Genomic DNA, 16,745 nt, shown 5'->3' on the forward strand with positions numbered 1-16,745 from the left:
TGCACGCATCGAAGCGACTGACGCACGACGGCAACACTGCGGAAAGATGTGCGTCAAGCTACGCCCGGATGATGGCGACCACCTTGTTTCCTGGCATCGCCGCATGGGTTTTTTCCGGGTTTTTCCCGCACGTTGTTCAGTCATTCACCGCAAAGCGAAGCAGTGGCGCATCAAACGAAGCGCACTGCCAAACGCTGCACTGTTTGCCGCGTTGATCACCAGCAATCTTGCGCTAGCTGCAGCGCCGCGTCTCACCGACCTGCAATACGTCGGCAGCCACAACAGCTACCACGCCGGGTTTGCACCCAGCGAGGCCACGCTGCTGAAACAGCTCAATCCCGCGTTGTTCGCGGCACTGGATTACCGCCATCCGCCGCTGACGCAACAACTGGACGATGGCGTCAGGCAACTGGAACTGGACGTATTTGCCGATGCCCAGGGTGGTCGCTACGCGCACCCGGCGATCGCCGCGCAGATGGCCAAGGCCGGGCTGCCGCCAGCACCGGCCAGCGCGCCCGACGGCGTGATGGACGCACCCGGCTTCAAGGTCATGCACGTGCAGGACGTGGATCAACGCAGCAACTGCCAGCCGCTGATCGCCTGCCTGCGGCAGGTGCGCGCCTGGTCCAGGCAACACCCCGGGCACGTGCCGATCTTCATCCTGCTGGAAACCAAGCAGGCGCCCGTGCAGCTGGGCTTTCCCTGCGTGCAGCCTGAGCCGTTCGATGCAAACACCATGGATGCATTGGATGCCGAACTGCGCTCGGTCTTTCGACCGGGCGAATACGTCAGCCCCGATCAGGTGCGTGGCAGCGCGCGCACGCTCAACGCGGCGGTGCGTGCGCATGGCTGGCCGTCGCTGGCCGACACGCGCGGCAAGGTGGTGTTTCTGCTCGACCAACGTAACGCCGGGGCGAGCTACCTGCCCGGGCATCCGTCGCTGCGTGGCCGGGTCTGTTTCACCAATGCCGTGCCTGGCCAGGACGATGCCGCATTCACCGAACTCAACGACGGGCCTGCCGACATGATCACGCAGCTGGTGAAAGCCGGCTACCTGGTGCGCACACGAACCGACGCAGACCTGAAAGAAGCCCAGCAACACGACACCACCCGCCGCGACAGCATGCTGGCCAGTGGTGCGCAGTTGCTGAGCACCGACTTTCCCGCACACGAACCGGCCAGCACCGGTTACGAGGTGCGCTTGGATGGCGATGCGGTGGCGCGCTGCAATCCGCAGCGGCCGCCAACGCGCTGCAAGGGCGTCGATCTGAGTCACTGATCGGCGTCACTGACGTTGGCGCACACGCATAGACGCACACACAGACCCGCCGCAATGGAAGGCATCGGCACTGCACGCCTGCGCCCGCGTCACGGCCAGGCGGCCCCTTTCACTGACGCGAGTCCCCCGTATGCACACTCCCCGCACCCTCCATCGCCTGAGCTGCGCCATCGCATTGGTGCTGTCTGCACCCGTATTGGCCGAGACGCCCGAGCTGGCCACCACCACGCTGGATTCGGTCAACGTACAGGCCAAGCATGCCGCCACGCCCGGCTCGCTCAACGAGCAACGCCTGTCCAGCAGCGTCAACAGCGTGATGAGCAAGCAGCAGATCGACGCCATCCCCTCCGGCGGCATCGCCGATGTCGTGGCGCATCTGCCGGGTCTGTCGTCGTACAGCGATATGCATCTGGGCCAGGCCACCACCGGCGAGAACGCCTACGTCAGCATCCGCGGCATGGACGCCAGCTACAACGCGTACACGCTCAACGGCTTCGGCATGCCGGAAACCGATGCGTCGACGCGCGCGATCTCCTTGAACATGCTGGCGCCGTTCGGCATCCAGTCGGTGCAGGTATCCAAATCGCCCACACCTGACATGCCCGGCGATGCGATCGGCGGTGCGATCGACATGCGCACGCCCAATGCATTCGATTTCGACCAGGACGTGTCTGTCAGGAGCACCGCGCAAGGCCAGCTCAACGCACTGGCCTCGCACCTGGGCGGCAAGCACACCGGCGGCACGTTCCAGCAGGAAATCGCCTGGAAATTCGGCAGCGACCATGCGTTTGGCGTTTACGCATCGGCCTATTACGGCAAGAACAACAACATGGCGCAGGCACCGGCACCCAACAGCAAATACGTGCCGGCCGATCCCGCGCTGGCCAATGCAACCGATCTGCGCGCTGCCGGCCCGTTGATCAGCACGCGCTACAAATACAGCCTGTACACCAGCCAGATCGAACGCTATGGCGGCAACCTCTCGCTGGATTGGCAAGGCGACACCAGTGCGCTCTATGCGCGCGCCATCTACGGCAGCTACGGCGTCACTGGGCAGCAGGATCAATCCAGCGCACGCCTGGAAACCTATCTCAACCAACCCACGGCGGTGCGCGGCGGCTATTTCAATACCCACGACATCGACGAGAAGCTGGCGACCTTGCAGCTTGGCGGGCAGACCACATTGGACCGTTTGCGCTTGGACTACGGCGCTTCGGTGGGGCGTGGTACGCGCAGCCGGCCGGATTATGTGTCGGCCAGTCTGTATGGCTTTACCCCGGGTAGCTTCGCCTTCGACCTCAGCGACCCGACCTACCCCAGCATCGGCCCCAGCGCGGCGGCGTTGAAGGACTTCTTCTACAATCTGGATTCGTCGCTGCTGTGGAAGGTGCAAGGCCACGATGCCGGAAGTCACGACAATCGCATCAACGCGCATACCGATATCACCTACCAGGTCGATGGAGATGTGCTGGACAGCGTCAAGGTCGGCCTGTCTGCCGATCACTCCGACCGCGGCGCCTACGATCACCCGTTCTTCCACAAGGACGGCAACTTCGTTACCAACGGGCCGTACTTCGGCGGCCCCAATTACGCCTTCCCCACCGCGGGCGGACCGCCGCTGAGCGCCATTCCCGGACGCCTGACCTACAACGCCTTCGATGGGCATTACGCAGGCCTGTTCAAACTGCTGGACCGCAACTGGATGCGCGCACAAGCCCTGCCCTACAAATACATCGGCGACCCGAACGGCGCGGGCGCCTATACCGCCAACGACTACAACGCCAACACCACCTCCAGCACCGAAGCGATCTATTCGGGCTACGCGATGGCCGCGCTGCACATCGGCCAGGTCAGCATCCTGCCCGGCGTGCGCTATGAGTTGACCCGCTACTCGGCCGATTCCTGGCAATCCAGCGGCGACGGCAACAGCGGCAATTTCGTCGGCACCGGCAGTACCTATGGGCAAGTGTTGCCCGGCATCAGCATCAACTATCGGCCCGACGATCTCACCGTCTACCGCGCCTCGCTACGCCGCAGTTTCAGCCGCCCGGCCTTTGGCCTGATTTCCGGCGAGACGGTGTACACCATCGACGACACCCAGCGCGTGGTCGGCATTTCCAAACCCAACCCCGATCTGCAGCCGAGCAAGGCCGACAACGCCGACCTGTCGGCCGAGTTTTACGACCACAACGGCGGCGTGCTCAGTGCCTCGACCTACTACAAGCGCATCACCGGCTTCATCTATACCTCGCAGTCGGCCACCAGCAACGACAACACACTCGGCGGATTGGTGCCCACCGGCACCACCTTCGAAAACGGCGTACCAGTGACCATGCCGCAGAACGGCGGCACCGCCACGCTGTGCGGGCTGGAGCTGGCCGGTAGCAAGCGCTTGCAGGATTTGCCGGGCATCTGGAGCAACCTTGGCGTCACCGCCAACCTCACGATGCAACGCAGCGAAGCAGACAGCAAACGGGCCGACCAACCGGAAAAAACCTGGTTACCGCGTGCGCCCGAGCGCATCTACAACCTGGATCTGTTTTACGACGATGCGCACCTGCGCGCAGACCTGAGCTACCACTACACCGGCCTGCAATTGCTGGGGCTGACCAGCGACCGGCTCAATTACTACCTGCAGCCGGTCAAGTCGTTGGACTTCAGCGCCACCTATCACCTACCGCACCACGTCGACGTGGGCGTGTCGGCCAAGAACCTGCTCAATGCCGCCACGTTCTACGAAACCCAGGGCAAGTCCGACCGCTACATGGCCTACGACCCCGGCGCCGATGGCGCTTATGTGCAGACCGGACGGACGTACCTGCTGACACTGGGCTATACCTACTGACGACCAAGCATGTGCGGCACGCGGCCAGTTGCGTGCGCTCGCACGTGGGTGCACACGTCATCGACCGATTGTCTGCGCATGACGCAGGCGATCGGTTCCCGATGCGTGATGCGAGATCGCACAAGCGAGCCTGCACACGACACCACGCGCAACGTGGCGGTGTCGCGCAGGCGGCCGTGCAACGCAGCACCGTATCGCCGTGATCGACCACTGGCCGCAGCGATACCAGGTCTCGAGTCAGTCGGCGTGCAGCCATTTCACGCAGAAAGCGCAGCCCGCTCGGGCAAGGTGCGCGCATGCCTTTCCTGGATGTGCACATGCCACCACGCTCCTACGCTTGCGTTTGTTTGCTCGCTCTGTCGTTGAGCGCTTCGTTATCTGCGTTGGCACAGGCACAGCAACCCGCGCCTGCCGCCGCAGCTGCGCCGACGGCGATGCCTGCCGCCAAGACTGTCGCGACCGGCGCACGCTCGGATCTGCATGCACAGGTACTGCTGGACCGCGCGCATTTCTCGCCGGGCCAGATCGATGGCGAACGCGGCTCGAACCAAAAGCGCGCGGTGTCCGGGTTTCAGGCCGCGCACAACATCAAGGTGACCGGCGAGCTGGATGATGCCACCTGGCAGGCACTGCAGGCCGACAGCACGCCGGCGCTGGTGCAATACACGCTCACCGATGCCGACGTTGCCGGCCCGTTCCAGCCGATTCCCAAGGGTCCCGCAGAGCAAGCCAAGCTGCCGTCGCTTGGCTATACCTCGGTGGATGAGTCCCTGGGCGAGCGCTTCCACGCCGACCCGGCCCTGCTACGCCAGCTCAACCCCGGCGTGGATCTCGGCAAGGCCGGCGGCGTGATCCAGGTTCCCAACATCGATGGCGTTGCTCCGCTGGCCAAACCGGCCAAACTGGTCGTGGACAAATCCGACTCCACTCTGCGCCTGTTCGATGCCGACGGTAAGGTCTACGCGCAGTTCCCGGTGTCGTCGGGCAGCAAGCACGATCCATTGCCGATCGGGCGCTGGAAGATCCTGGGCATCTCGCGCGAACCGGTGTTCAAGTACAACCCCAAGCTGTTCTGGGACGCGAAAAAAGGCGATCAAAAAGCCACGTTGCCGGCAGGTCCGAACAATCCGGTTGGCCGGGTATGGATCGACCTGTCCAAACCGCATTACGGTCTGCACGGGACGCCGGAGCCCGGCCATGTCGGCAAGACCGAATCGCACGGCTGCGTGCGTCTGACCAATTGGGACGTGGTCAATCTGGCCAGCGTGGTCGGCCCGTCGGTCCCGGTGGTGATGCAGGAGTAAGCATGAAACTGCTGATGATTCTGGTTGCGGGCGTGGCGATCGGTGCAGGCGGCTATTGGTGGCTGGAACGCGGCGCGCCGGAAGCAACGGTCACGCCGTCGGCGAGTGCGGCGACGGTGGTTGCGCAGCCCACCGACACTGCAGTGGTTGCTGCACCTGCTGCGCAACCCGCACCGACATCGCTGCCATCGGATGCCGTGCCTGCAGAGCCGAGCCCGGCGACACCTGCACCTGCACCTGCACCGCCTGCGACTGCTTCCGCGGCCGATGTGGCATCGGCGGGCACTGGCCTGCTGATCCCGGTACAGGGCATCGACCGCAGCAAATTGCAGGACACCTTCACCGATGCACGCAGCGAGGGCCGCGTGCATGACGCCATCGATATCCTGGCGCCGGCCGGTACGCCGGTGCTTGCTGTGGCAGATGGCACGGTCGAAAAACTGTTCGACAGCGAACGCGGTGGGCTGACCGTGTACCAGTTCGAGCCTGGCGGCACGTACTGCTACTACTACGCGCATCTGCAACGCTACGCCGATGGTTTGGCCGAAAAACAGTCCATCAAACGTGGCCAGGTCATCGGCTATGTCGGCAGCACCGGCAATGCCGATCCGGCCGCACCGCATCTGCACTTCGAGATCCATCGCCTGGGTCCGGAAAAGCAATGGTGGAAGGGAGAGGCGTTGAATCCCTATCCCGTCCTGCATGGCGATCAGCCCCTACAGTGAGGCAACGACGCAACGCCCGGCATACATCGCCGCGCATCGTCATCGCGCTGACTGCAGTGCACTGGCTTGCGAGCGGCGATGCCGTCGAACAGCATCGCCGCACTGTCTGACGCATCAAATCAAATCAACATCCCGCCCGAGACCTCGATGCGCTGTGCATTGATCCATCCGGTGCCGGGTGCGAGCAACGCCGCCACCACCGGCCCGATGTCGTCCGGCAGACCAGGCCGGCCCAGTGCGGTGACCGAGGACACCATCGCGTTGACCTGCGCGTTGTCGCGCACGCTGCCGCCGTTGAAGTCGGTTTCGATGGCGCCCGGCGCCAGCGTATTTGCGCGAATGCCGCGTGCGCCCAACTCTTTTGCAAGATAGCGGGTGAACACCTCCACCCCGCCCTTCATCATGGCGTAGGCCGACGCACCTGGCAGCGCGAAGCGCGCAAGGCCGCTCGACACATTGAGGATGCGCCCGCCATCGGCGATCAGCGGCAGCAGCGCCTGGGTCAGGAAATACGGCCCTTTGAGATGGATATTGACCAGCGTATCGAACTGCGCCGGCGTGGTATCGGCAATGGCCGCATGCAGTCCGGTGCCCGCGTTGTTGACCAGCGCATCGAACTGCGTACGCCCCCAATCGGCGAGCACGTCCTTCAGCTGCGCGGCGAATGCGCTGAAGGTCTCGGCCTGCGCAACATCCAGCGGCAACGCCTGCGCGCGCCGGCCCAGCGCCTGGATCTCGGCCACCACGGTCGCGGCTTCATCGGCCTGGCTGCGATACGTCAGCACGATATCGTTACCTTCGGCAGCGAGCGCAAGCGCGGCATTGCGGCCCAGGCCGCGACTGCCGCCGGTGATCACGGTGATGGGTGTGGTGGTGGTCGACATCGGCACGCTCCGTAGTGGGTGTGGCCCAGGCTATTGCGCTTGCTGCACTACATAAATCGGCTCACGCTGATTGCACCGTTCAAGATAATCGACCAATCGATGGACACCATGGAATCCTTGCGCGCCTTTCTGCGCGTTGCCGAGCTGGGCAGTTTCACCCGCGCCGCCGATACCCTTGGCCTGCCCAAGGCCAGTGTCTCCACCGCCGTGCAGCGGCTGGAAGCATCTCTCGGCACGCAGCTTTTGCATCGCACCACACGCCGTGTGCAACTCACCGGCGACGGCACGGCGTTCTATCAGCGCAGCCGCGACCTGCTCGACGACATGGACGAGTTGCACAGCATGTTTCAGCGCGAGCATGGGCAGCTACGCGGTCGCCTTCGCGTGGACATGTCGGCGGGCATCGCGCGTCATTTCGTGATCCCCGCCTTGCCCGCATTTCTGACACGGCATCCACAGCTGGAAGTGGAAATCAGCGGCACCGACCGCCGCGTGGATATGGTGCGGGAGGGGTTCGACTGCGTGCTGCGTGTGGGCACGCTGGAAGACACCAGCCTGGTCGCACGCCCGCTGGGCGCGTTCCGCATCGTCAGCTGCGCCAGCGCCGAGTATCTTGCGCGCCGCGGCATGCCAACGTGCCTGGACGATATGGCGCAGCACGATCTGGTGCATTACGTGCCGACGCTCGGGCAACGCTCGCCCGGCTTCGAGTATCACGATGGGCAGCGCTACCAGCTGCTGCCCATGCGCGGCCCGGTGACGGTCAACAATGGCGATGCGTATCTGGCGGCTGCGTTGGCGGGGCTGGGCATCATCCAGGCGCCAGCCAGCCCGTTACGCCCGCATCTGGACAGCGGCGCACTGATCGAAGTGCTGGCCGAGCTTGCACCCGAGCCGATGCCGGTCACGTTGCTCTACGCGCAACGCCGCCATCTGCCGCAGCGCGTACGTGCCTTCATGGACTGGGTGGCCGACGTGATGGCGCCGCAGTTGCAGCCGTTGTTGCCTTGAGAGAGTGCGATTGCAGTTGCGATTTCGATCGCGTGGAGACGATGCTGCGTTTCGATCCAACGATGAAACTCGCGCATCACTCCTGCAGCGCTCTGACTGCATTCCTGGCAACGGCTGCGACCAGCGTTGCGGCATGCCGCGCGGATTTTCCAGCGCCACCGCAAGCACCGCGCTCCGTCAGCACAGAGCGACCCGACACACAAAAAACACAGGCACCGGTGCAGGTGCCTGTGTCGCTTCAGCAGGATCGAACGTCAAACCAGCTGACGTCGCCCTCGATCAGAAGTTGTAGTTGAAGGTCAGCATGCCGTTGCGCGATGCGCCCCATGCGCCGTAGCCGCCATTGAATTGCGCGTAGTAGCGCTTGTCGAGCAGGTTGTCGACATTGAGCTGCACCGAGAACTGCGGCGACAGACGGTAGCGGGCGAATGCGCTGACCAGGGCGTAGGCACTCTGCTGGAACGTGCCGTACACCGGGTCCACGTAGTACGAACGGTTCTGCCAGTTGATACCGCCGCCCACGGTCAGGTCGCTCCACGCACCTTGCGGGGTGTAGCTGTTGAACAACTTGATGGTGGTGCGCGGCAGATGCGTATTGATCGACGTGCCGCCGTCATCGCGGGCGGTGTAGTGCGAGGCACCGAAGATCGCATTCCAGCCGGCGGTCAGACGGCCGGACAACTCGAAGTCGAAGCCTTCGCTGACCACGCCATTGGCCGCCTCATAAGCAGACTCGCTGCTGCCCGGCACAAAGCCGCCGGTGGCCACGCCCAGGTTGTCCTGCTCGATGCGGAACAGCGCCAGCGAGGCATTGAGCTGGTCGTCGAACCAGGCGGCTTTGACGCCGGCTTCGTAGCCCTTGCCGCTCAGCGGATCGAGATAGCCGCCATTGGCATCGCGCAAGGTCTGCGGGTTGAAGATTTCGGTGTAGCTGACGTAGGTCGACCACACATCGTCGATGTCGTAGACCAGACCCGCGTACGGGGTGACCTCGGTCTGGCTATCGGAGAACGGTACCAGCCCCTGCGCCGCATCGGCGTTGCCACCATCGATTTGCCAATCGGTATAGCGCGCGCCCACCAGCAGCGTCAGCGGCTCGGCCAGCGAAAAGCGTGCGGCCACGTAGGCGGCTTTCTGCTTGATGGTGCCTTCGCTCTGCACCGTGCGCGGGCTCCAGTTGGGTTCCGGGTACGCGCCATTCCAGCCGAAGTAGCTGTCCAGCGGCGCCGGGAAATCGAAGGTGCCGTTGTTGACGTACTCGCGGCGGTTGTAGCTGGCGCCGGCCACCAGATGATGCTCGCGGCCGAACAACTGGAACGGGCCTTCCGCGTAGACGTCGGCGCCATCGGCCTTGCGCTCGGTCTGGTAGTTGCCCGAATACGGCACCACGCCACCGCCGGTGGTGCGGTCGAAGCCGAAGATCGTATAGAACGGATAGAACAGGTGATTGGACGCTTCGGTCTTCTCGTGGCTCACATTGGCTTTGAGCATCCAACCGTTGTCGAAGCTCTGTTGCAGGCTGGCGAAGGTGCGCTGCAGACGCGTGTCCCAGAACGTCCAGTCGGCGGCGGGATTGAACGAGCGGTCGTAGTTGGTGCGGGTGCCATCGCTGTAGAAAAGTGGGAAGCCGCCCCAGGTGACGTCGTCGGATTCCTTCTTCTGGTATTCGTAACCCACGCTCAGCAAGGTGCTGTCGGTAAGGTCGGCATCGATGATCGCCGAGCCGATCTTCTTGCGCAGGTTGTAGCGATCCATATCGGATTCGCCGTCCTGATACACGCCGACCACGCGTGCGCGCACGGTGCCTTCGGGGCTCAGCGGCACGGTGACATCGGCCACGCTACGGGTCTTGTTGACGTCGCCACCGCCCACCGACACGGTACCGGTGAAGTCGCGGCTCACCGCATGCTTGCGCGCCAGATTGATCGAGGCCGACGGGTTGCCCGAGCCGGTCAGCAGGCCGGTGGCGCCACGCACCACTTCCACCCGGTCGTACAACGCCACGTCCAACGCCGAATCGCCATAGCTCCAGGCCTGCTCCATGTACGCCGGAATGCCATCGAATTGGTAGTTGTCGATGTAGAAACCGCGCGCGTAGAACTCCAGCCGCTCGCTATCGCTTTGGGCCACCGAGATGCCGGAGACGTTGTTGAGCACATCGGTGATGCTCTGCAGGTTCTGGTCGTCCATGCGGTCGCGCGTGATCACGCTGACCGACTGCGGAATCTCGCGCAGCGACAGATTCATGCGTGTGCCGGCCGTGGTCTTTTCCACCGTATAACCCTTGACCAGCTCGCCCTGCACGTTGAGCCGGTCCAGCGTGGTGACCTCGGCATCGCCGGCCGGCGTTTCGGCCATGGCCTGACCTGCCGACAATGTGCACAGCGCGGCGAACACCGCATGCGACAGCGCGCGCGGGCGCGGCCCAATGAGAAGAAGACGCATTACGGTAGGACGGTTCATTACAGCTCCGGCGCAGAAATCGAGGGCAGCCGCCACGCGGCGGCGGCGGTCAACAGGGGAGGACACGCCGCGAAACTGCGGCAGTGCAACATTTTAATGGGAATGATTCACATTTTAAATAGGCAGCATCAGGGTCGGCCGGCAGGAAGGCTGGCTCAAGCGAACGCCACAGCCTTGGTGGACTACTGGCCTTGCCAAGACGCCTTGATGCACATCGCCGCGTCGTGCACTTGCCAACCGACCACATCCGCGTCGTACGCCCCCACCGTCACGTTGGCCACGACCCACAATTCCTTAGCACTCATGCATTGAGCAGCGCAGGACGTCACTGGCAGCCACAACAAAAAACGCCGGCATTGGCCGGCGTTTTTCTGATCCGCAACGCTGCGCGCTTACAGCGCCTTCGCCGCCTGCACCACGTGCTCGGCGGTGATCTTGAAGTACGCGTACAGCTGATCGGCCGGGGCCGAGGCGCCGAAGGTGTCGATACCGACCACATCGCCATCCAGGCCGACGTACTTGCGCCAGAAGCCGGTCACACCCGCTTCCACCGCCACGCGCTTGCGCACTGCATTGGGCAACACCGATTCGCGATACGCCGCATCCTGGCGATCGAACACATCGGTAGACGGCATCGACACCACGCGTGTCTTCAAGCCGGCCGCATCCAGCGTCTTCTTGGCTTCCACCGCCAGGCCCACTTCCGAGCCGGTGCCGATCAGGATCACGTCGGGCGTGCCGCCTTCGGCATCGGCCAGCACGTAGCCACCGCGTTCGATCAGCTTGATCTGCTCGGCGCTGCGCGGCTGGTGCTGCAGATTCTGGCGGCTGAAGATCAGGCAGCTCGGGCCGTCCTTGCGGGTGATCGCGGCCTTCCAGCTCACCGCCGACTCCACCGCATCGCCCGGGCGCCATACATCGTTGTTGGGGATGTAGCGCAGCGACGCCAGATGCTCCACGGGCTGATGGGTCGGGCCGTCTTCGCCCAGGCCGATCGAGTCGTGCGTGTACACGTGGATGGCATGCGCCGGATTCAACGCGCTCATGCGCACGCCATTACGCGCATAGTCGCTGAACACCAGGAAGGTGGCGTCGAACGGAATGAAGCCGCCATGCAGCGCCAGACCATTGGCAATGGCGGTCATACCGAACTCGCGCACGCCGTAATACACGTAGTTGGCGTCCGGGTCGTCGGTGGCCACCGACTTGCTGGCCTTCCACAGGGTCAGGTTGGAATGCGCCAGATCGGCCGAACCGCCGATCAACTCGGGCAACAGCGGCGCAAATGCTTCGATCGCCAGCTGCGAGGCCTTGCGCGAGGCGATGGTCTGGCCGTCTTCCTGCGCCTTGGCGATGTAGGCATCGGCCCGGGCGATGAAGTCGGCCGGCAGCTCGCCATGCGAGCGACGGGTCAGTTCGGCAGCTTCGGCCGCGTACTGCTTGCCGTACTTGTCGAACAACTGCTCCCACTCGGCCTGACGCAGCGTGCCGGTGCCACCTGCGCGCCAGCCGGCGTAGATCTCCTCGGGAATTTCGAACGGGCCGTACGGCCACTCCAGCGCCTTGCGCGCACCTTCCAGCTCTTCCTTGCCCAGCGGTGCACCGTGCGCAGATTCCTTGCCGGCCTTGGTGGGCGCACCGAAGCCGATCTTGGTGCGGCAGCAGATCAGGGTCGGCTTGTCGCTGTTTTCCAGCGCGGCTTCGATCGCCGCCTTGATCTTGTCGGCGTCATGCCCGTCCACATCGCGGATCACGTGCCAGCCATAGGCCTCGAAACGTGCCGGTGTGTTGTCGCTGAACCAGCCGTCGGTGTTGCCGTCGATGGAGATATGGTTGTTGTCCCAGAACGCCACCAGCTTGCCCAAGCCCCAGGTGCCGGCCAGCGAGGCGGCTTCGTGCGAGATGCCTTCCATCAGGCAACCGTCGCCCATGAACACCCAGGTGCGGTGGTCGACGATCTGCAGCTCCGGGCGGTTGTAGCGCTGCGCCAGCAACTTCTCGGCAAGCGCAAAGCCCACGGCATTGGCGAACCCCTGCCCCAGCGGACCGGTGGTGGTCTCCACGCCGGGGGTTTCGCTGCGCTCGGGGTGGCCGGCGGTCTTGCTGTGCAACTGACGGAACTGCTTGAGCTGCTCGATCGGCAAGTCGTAACCGGTCAGGTGCAGCAGCGCGTACTGCAGCATCGAGCCGTGGCCGTTGGACAGCACGAAGCGGTCGCGGTTGAACCACTGCGGGTTGTTCGGGTTGTGCCGGAAATAATCGTTCCACAGCACTTCGGCGATATCGGCCATGCCCATGGGCATGCCTGGATGGCCGGATTTGGCGGCTTCGACCGCATCTGCGGCGAGAAAACGGATGGCGTTGGCCAGCTGGCGGCGGGTGGGCTGGGTCATGGGCGTCTATGGAAGCGGAGGGGAACACCGCTGGAAGCGGAGACACCTATTCTCCCACAGAGCGTGTTAGCGGGATGGGGAGTCGGGAATAGAGAATCGGGACTTGGGAATCGGATGCAGTGTTGCAGCTTGGCCGCTAACGCCGCTCGCACCGCCGCCACCGCTGCGACAGACCCTCACATCACACGTCCCGATCGCACCAGCCCGCTCTTACCCATTCCCGATTCCCGATTCCCTATTCCTCCCCCTTGGCCACCAATGTCGTCAACGCCAGATCGCCGGTGACATTGAGCGCGGTGCGGCACATATCCAGGAAATGGTTCACGCCCAATATCATGCCGATGCCGACCGGGTTGACCCCGACCATGGCGCAGATCAGCGCCACCACCGGCAGCGAGCCCGACGGCACGCCGGCGGTGCCGATCCCGCCCAGGATGCAGACCAGCATCACCATGAACTGCTGGCCGATGCTCAGGTCGACATTGAAGAACTGCGCCAGGAAGATCACCGTCACGCCCTCGAACAGCGCGGTGCCGTTCTGGTTTGCGGTGGCGCCGACGGTGAGCACAAAGCGCGACACGCGCGGCGGCAGGCCCATTTCATCGGCCACGCGCAGGGCGGTGGGCAGTGTTGCATTACTGGAGGCAGTGGAGAACGCCATCATCGTGGCCTCCTGGGTCTGCTTGAAGAAGCCCAGCGGCGAGCGCCCGGCAAACTTCACCGCCAGTCCGTAGCTGACCACCATGTGCAGGCCCAGCGCCAACACCACCACGCCCACGTAGGCGCCCAGGCGGATCAGCAGATCGAACCCGAACAGCGCGGCCAGGTTGAACATGAAGCAGGCCACCGCATACGGGGCCAGACGGATCACCAACCCGATCAATGTCATCGAAATTTCGAAGATGCCTTCGATGCCGCGCTTGAGCGTGGCGACCTTTTCGTCGGCGGTCAGCACCATGCCGACGCCGAACATCACTGCAAAGAACATCAGCGACAGGATCGCGCCATTGCTCGAGGCGGCCGCGACCACGTTGTTGGGCACGATCGACAACAGCATGTCCATGCCCTGCGGCTGGGTGCCGGAACTGGAGATGATCTCGCGGGTGCGTTCGGCATTTTCTTGGATCAGCTGATTGGCCAGCTGCGGGTCCACGCCCGCACCGGGCTTGAGCACATTGACCAGCACCAGACCGAGCAGCACCGCGATGCCGGACAGCACGACGGTGTAGCCCAACGTGCGCCAGCCCACGCGGCCCAGCGCGCGGATGTCGCCCATCTCGGAGATGCCCATCACCAGCGCCGAAAACAGCAGCGGCACGATCAGCATGAAGATCAGATTGAGGAAGATCTGCGAGAACGGCGTGGTCACGTACTTGGTCGCCAGCCGCACCCACTCGGCGTCGCTGCCGGCCAGATAGTAGACGGCCAGACCCAACAACAGGCCGACGGCGAAGCCAATGCCCATCTTCCAATGCAGGGGCAGGCCCGGGCGGCGTGCGGCTGGGGATGCAGTCATCTGGTCGGCCTTGATCTGGACACAAAGGTCGGAGCTTAACAAACGCCATCGAGGCAGCCACGCCGCGCTGCACCTGCCCGAGGGTAGGTGTACCTCTCAAGGGCGGTTGCTGCGAGCGTTGCGACGGCAACACACGCATCGCGCGCAAGGCCTGGCAGGTCCGGCCAGTGACCGGCTCGGCTTGAATCAGGAAGCGATTCCCTTACTGCAGCACGCGCTTGTACTGCAGCACGCGCTCGTGGGTTGCTTTGTCGAATGCTCGCGCTTGGATGCTCGTGTCGATGCAGGCTGCCATTGCGCTTGGCGGTTGGCGGTTGGCGCCGGGGCCTGGGACTTTGGACTTGGCATCAACTCATTTCACTGCGGCTGAGGCCTTGAGCTTTGACACCGGATGACTCTTCTAAAGCCAAGCCGGTCGAGGGCGCGGTGCCCTCACCACTTCCGGGACACGCCGTAAATCCGTCCTTGGAGGCTCGGTGGCGGCATCCATGCCGCCACACGGTCCCGCAAGCGGCGAGGACACCGCACCATCAACGTTGGTCGGTGTTTGCCTGAAAAAGCTGATCGCAGCGCGTGGCACGCTAGTTTGCCGATGCAAGTGACTGCGTTATCGACTTCAGCAAACGTAGGCACAAAAAGGTAGCGCTAGCGAGCACCATGGATCGCAGAGCGAACTTACGCATTACTCGCCCATGCACACAGACCATCGTGACCGGCCCTTGCCCGCTTACCGTCGCGGGACCTTTGGCGGCATGGATGCCGCCACCGAGCCTTATCTGTTCGGAATCTGGCAGTTTAGGTGTCGAGAGCCGGCGTGGGCTGCCGTCAGAGCCTGGATCTCAGCGATCGCCATGTAGCTTGGTACCCACGCCGGATTCTCCCTTGATTCGCCCGAACAGTTGCCCGAGCTGACACTCGAAACGATAAGACTGGGCAAGCGAGGGAGCTCTCGACATTTTTAGCCTAGCGGAGATTTCCCATGAGCGGAATCGGGATCGATGTGTGCAAACACTTTCTGGACGTTGCCGTTTTTCGAGGCCAAACCCGTCAGTTCACCAACACCGCAGGCGGTCATCGGAAGCTTGTCGATTGGCTGAAGACGCTGTCGGTGCGGCAGGTGGTGCTGGAGGCGACCGGGGGCTACGAGCTGGCAGCGCTGGATGCCTTGCATCACGCCGCACTGCCGGTAGCGCGCGTCAATGCACAACGGGCACGCAACCTGGCCAACGGTTTGGGACTGGCCAAGACTGACCGGCTGGACGCGGCCATGTTGGCCTGCATGGCCGAGAAGATGGAACTCCATCGGTACGTTCCACTGGAACCCTGGCAGCGCGATCTGGGCGAGCATGTACGTGCCCGTCGGCAACTGGTCGAACTGCTGAAAGCAGCAAGGCAGCAGTTGCTGCAGGTTGCGGAAAAAGCGCTACGAAAGATCCTGCAGGGCAACGTGAACCAGCTTGTGCGCAGCGTGGCGCGGCTAGACAACCTGATCGCCGGGCAGCTGAAGACGCTGCTCATCGAGCAACCGCACCTGGCCGCGTTGAAGACGCTCAAAGGGGTCGGTCCGGTGCTGCTGGCCGTGCTGGTGTCCCGGTTACCGGAGCTTGGGACGCTCAGCGGAAAGCAAATCTCCCGATTGGTTGGCGTTGCCCCGCTCTCGCGTGACAGCGGCGCGATGCGTGGTAAACGGGGGATCGGCGGAGGCCGAGCCGATATCCGGCAGGCGCTGTATATGGCGGCGATGTCCTCGGCTCGGCACGAGCCAGGTCTGCGCGATTTTTACAGATCGCTGCGCACACGCGGCAAGGAAGGCAAGGTCGCCCTCGTGGCGGTGATGCGCAAGATGCTGGTCATCCTCAATGCGCGCGTGCGCGATCAAAGAGCCGCCATGCACCCCGCCTGAGCGCTCTCGGCGGCCGTGAGTAACCGCAAAAGCGTGCCAGCCAGCGGCCGGCACCTACCGATGAACACGCCCGAAGGAAACCGATCAACGGTCGCGGATTGAGGTCCTGACCAACACAGTTGCTACACGGACGTACTTGCGGCGTGTCCCGCGATGGTGGGTGGGCAAGGGCCCTGCAGCGAAGTGGCCGTTGATCTGCTTGCGTTGGAAGGATGACAAAACGCGCCGTTATCCGAACGCAGGCGTCATGCCTTGCTTGCACCATGCACACCGACACTATTGATTGGTCCTTGCCCGCTCACCGTCGCGGGACCTTACGCGGCATGGATGCCGCGTAAGAGCTTACAAGGACGTACTTGCAGCGTGTCCCGCGATGGTGGGCGGGCAAGGGCCTCGCAGCCAAATCGCAGCCGCAATACCGT

General features: G+C 63.7%; 10 protein-coding genes. 6 read left to right on the plus strand and 4 right to left on the minus strand.

Annotation, left to right across the window (positions count from 1 at the left end):
* Positions 1-103 precede the first annotated feature (103 nt).
* From ACCQ06_RS17670 to ACCQ06_RS17685, 4 genes are all read left to right on the plus strand, one after another.
* Positions 104-1,279 carry a phosphatidylinositol-specific phospholipase C1-like protein gene (locus tag ACCQ06_RS17670; RefSeq protein ID WP_372364403.1) on the plus strand — a complete coding sequence of 392 codons (1,176 nt, stop codon included), beginning with the start codon at positions 104-106 and terminating at the stop codon, positions 1,277-1,279.
* A 130-nt stretch (positions 1,280-1,409) separates the two neighbouring features.
* Positions 1,410-4,124 (plus strand): TonB-dependent receptor, encoded by a 2,715-nt coding sequence (locus ACCQ06_RS17675; RefSeq protein WP_316688176.1) that lies wholly within the window; start codon positions 1,410-1,412, stop codon positions 4,122-4,124.
* A gap of 317 nt (positions 4,125-4,441) precedes the next feature.
* Positions 4,442-5,428 carry a L,D-transpeptidase family protein gene (locus tag ACCQ06_RS17680; protein WP_316688178.1) on the plus strand — a complete coding sequence of 329 codons (987 nt, stop codon included), beginning with the start codon at positions 4,442-4,444 and terminating at the stop codon, positions 5,426-5,428.
* A gap of 2 nt (positions 5,429-5,430) precedes the next feature.
* On the plus strand, positions 5,431-6,153 hold the full coding sequence (locus ACCQ06_RS17685; protein ID WP_316688181.1) for a M23 family metallopeptidase: 723 nt from the start codon (positions 5,431-5,433) through the stop codon (positions 6,151-6,153).
* 119 nt (positions 6,154-6,272) lie between these two features.
* On the opposite strand, the gene ACCQ06_RS17690 is transcribed toward ACCQ06_RS17685, so the two are convergent.
* A complete protein-coding gene (locus tag ACCQ06_RS17690; protein WP_316688183.1) occupies positions 6,273-7,037 on the minus strand; it encodes an SDR family NAD(P)-dependent oxidoreductase in 765 nt (254 codons plus the stop codon).
* A gap of 33 nt (positions 7,038-7,070) precedes the next feature.
* On the opposite strand from ACCQ06_RS17690, the gene ACCQ06_RS17695 reads away from it, so the two are divergent.
* Complete coding sequence (locus ACCQ06_RS17695; protein WP_170068676.1) at positions 7,071-8,048, plus strand: LysR family transcriptional regulator; 978 nt, start codon at positions 7,071-7,073, stop codon at positions 8,046-8,048.
* Between the two features lie 279 nt (positions 8,049-8,327).
* On the opposite strand, the gene fhuE is transcribed toward ACCQ06_RS17695, so the two are convergent.
* The 3 genes from fhuE to ACCQ06_RS17710 all read right to left on the minus strand — a co-directional run bounded on the left by fhuE (position 8,328) and on the right by ACCQ06_RS17710 (position 14,420).
* On the minus strand, positions 8,328-10,511 hold the full coding sequence (gene fhuE, locus ACCQ06_RS17700) for a ferric-rhodotorulic acid/ferric-coprogen receptor FhuE (protein WP_316688188.1): 2,184 nt from the start codon (positions 10,509-10,511) through the stop codon (positions 8,328-8,330).
* 392 nt (positions 10,512-10,903) lie between these two features.
* Entirely contained in the window at positions 10,904-12,904 is a 2,001-nt protein-coding gene (tkt, locus tag ACCQ06_RS17705) for a transketolase (RefSeq protein ID WP_104616565.1), read from the minus strand.
* Between the two features lie 235 nt (positions 12,905-13,139).
* A complete protein-coding gene (locus tag ACCQ06_RS17710) occupies positions 13,140-14,420 on the minus strand; it encodes a dicarboxylate/amino acid:cation symporter (protein ID WP_115513753.1) in 1,281 nt (426 codons plus the stop codon).
* Between the two features lie 979 nt (positions 14,421-15,399).
* Between ACCQ06_RS17710 and ACCQ06_RS17715 the strand changes: the two genes are divergently transcribed.
* A complete protein-coding gene (locus ACCQ06_RS17715) occupies positions 15,400-16,323 on the plus strand; it encodes an IS110 family RNA-guided transposase (RefSeq protein ID WP_316688190.1) in 924 nt (307 codons plus the stop codon).
* Positions 16,324-16,745: the final 422 nt, after the last annotated feature.

The organism is Xanthomonas sp. NCPPB 4467, from assembly GCF_041475665.2.
Lineage (GTDB): Bacteria > Pseudomonadota > Gammaproteobacteria > Xanthomonadales > Xanthomonadaceae > Xanthomonas > Xanthomonas dyei.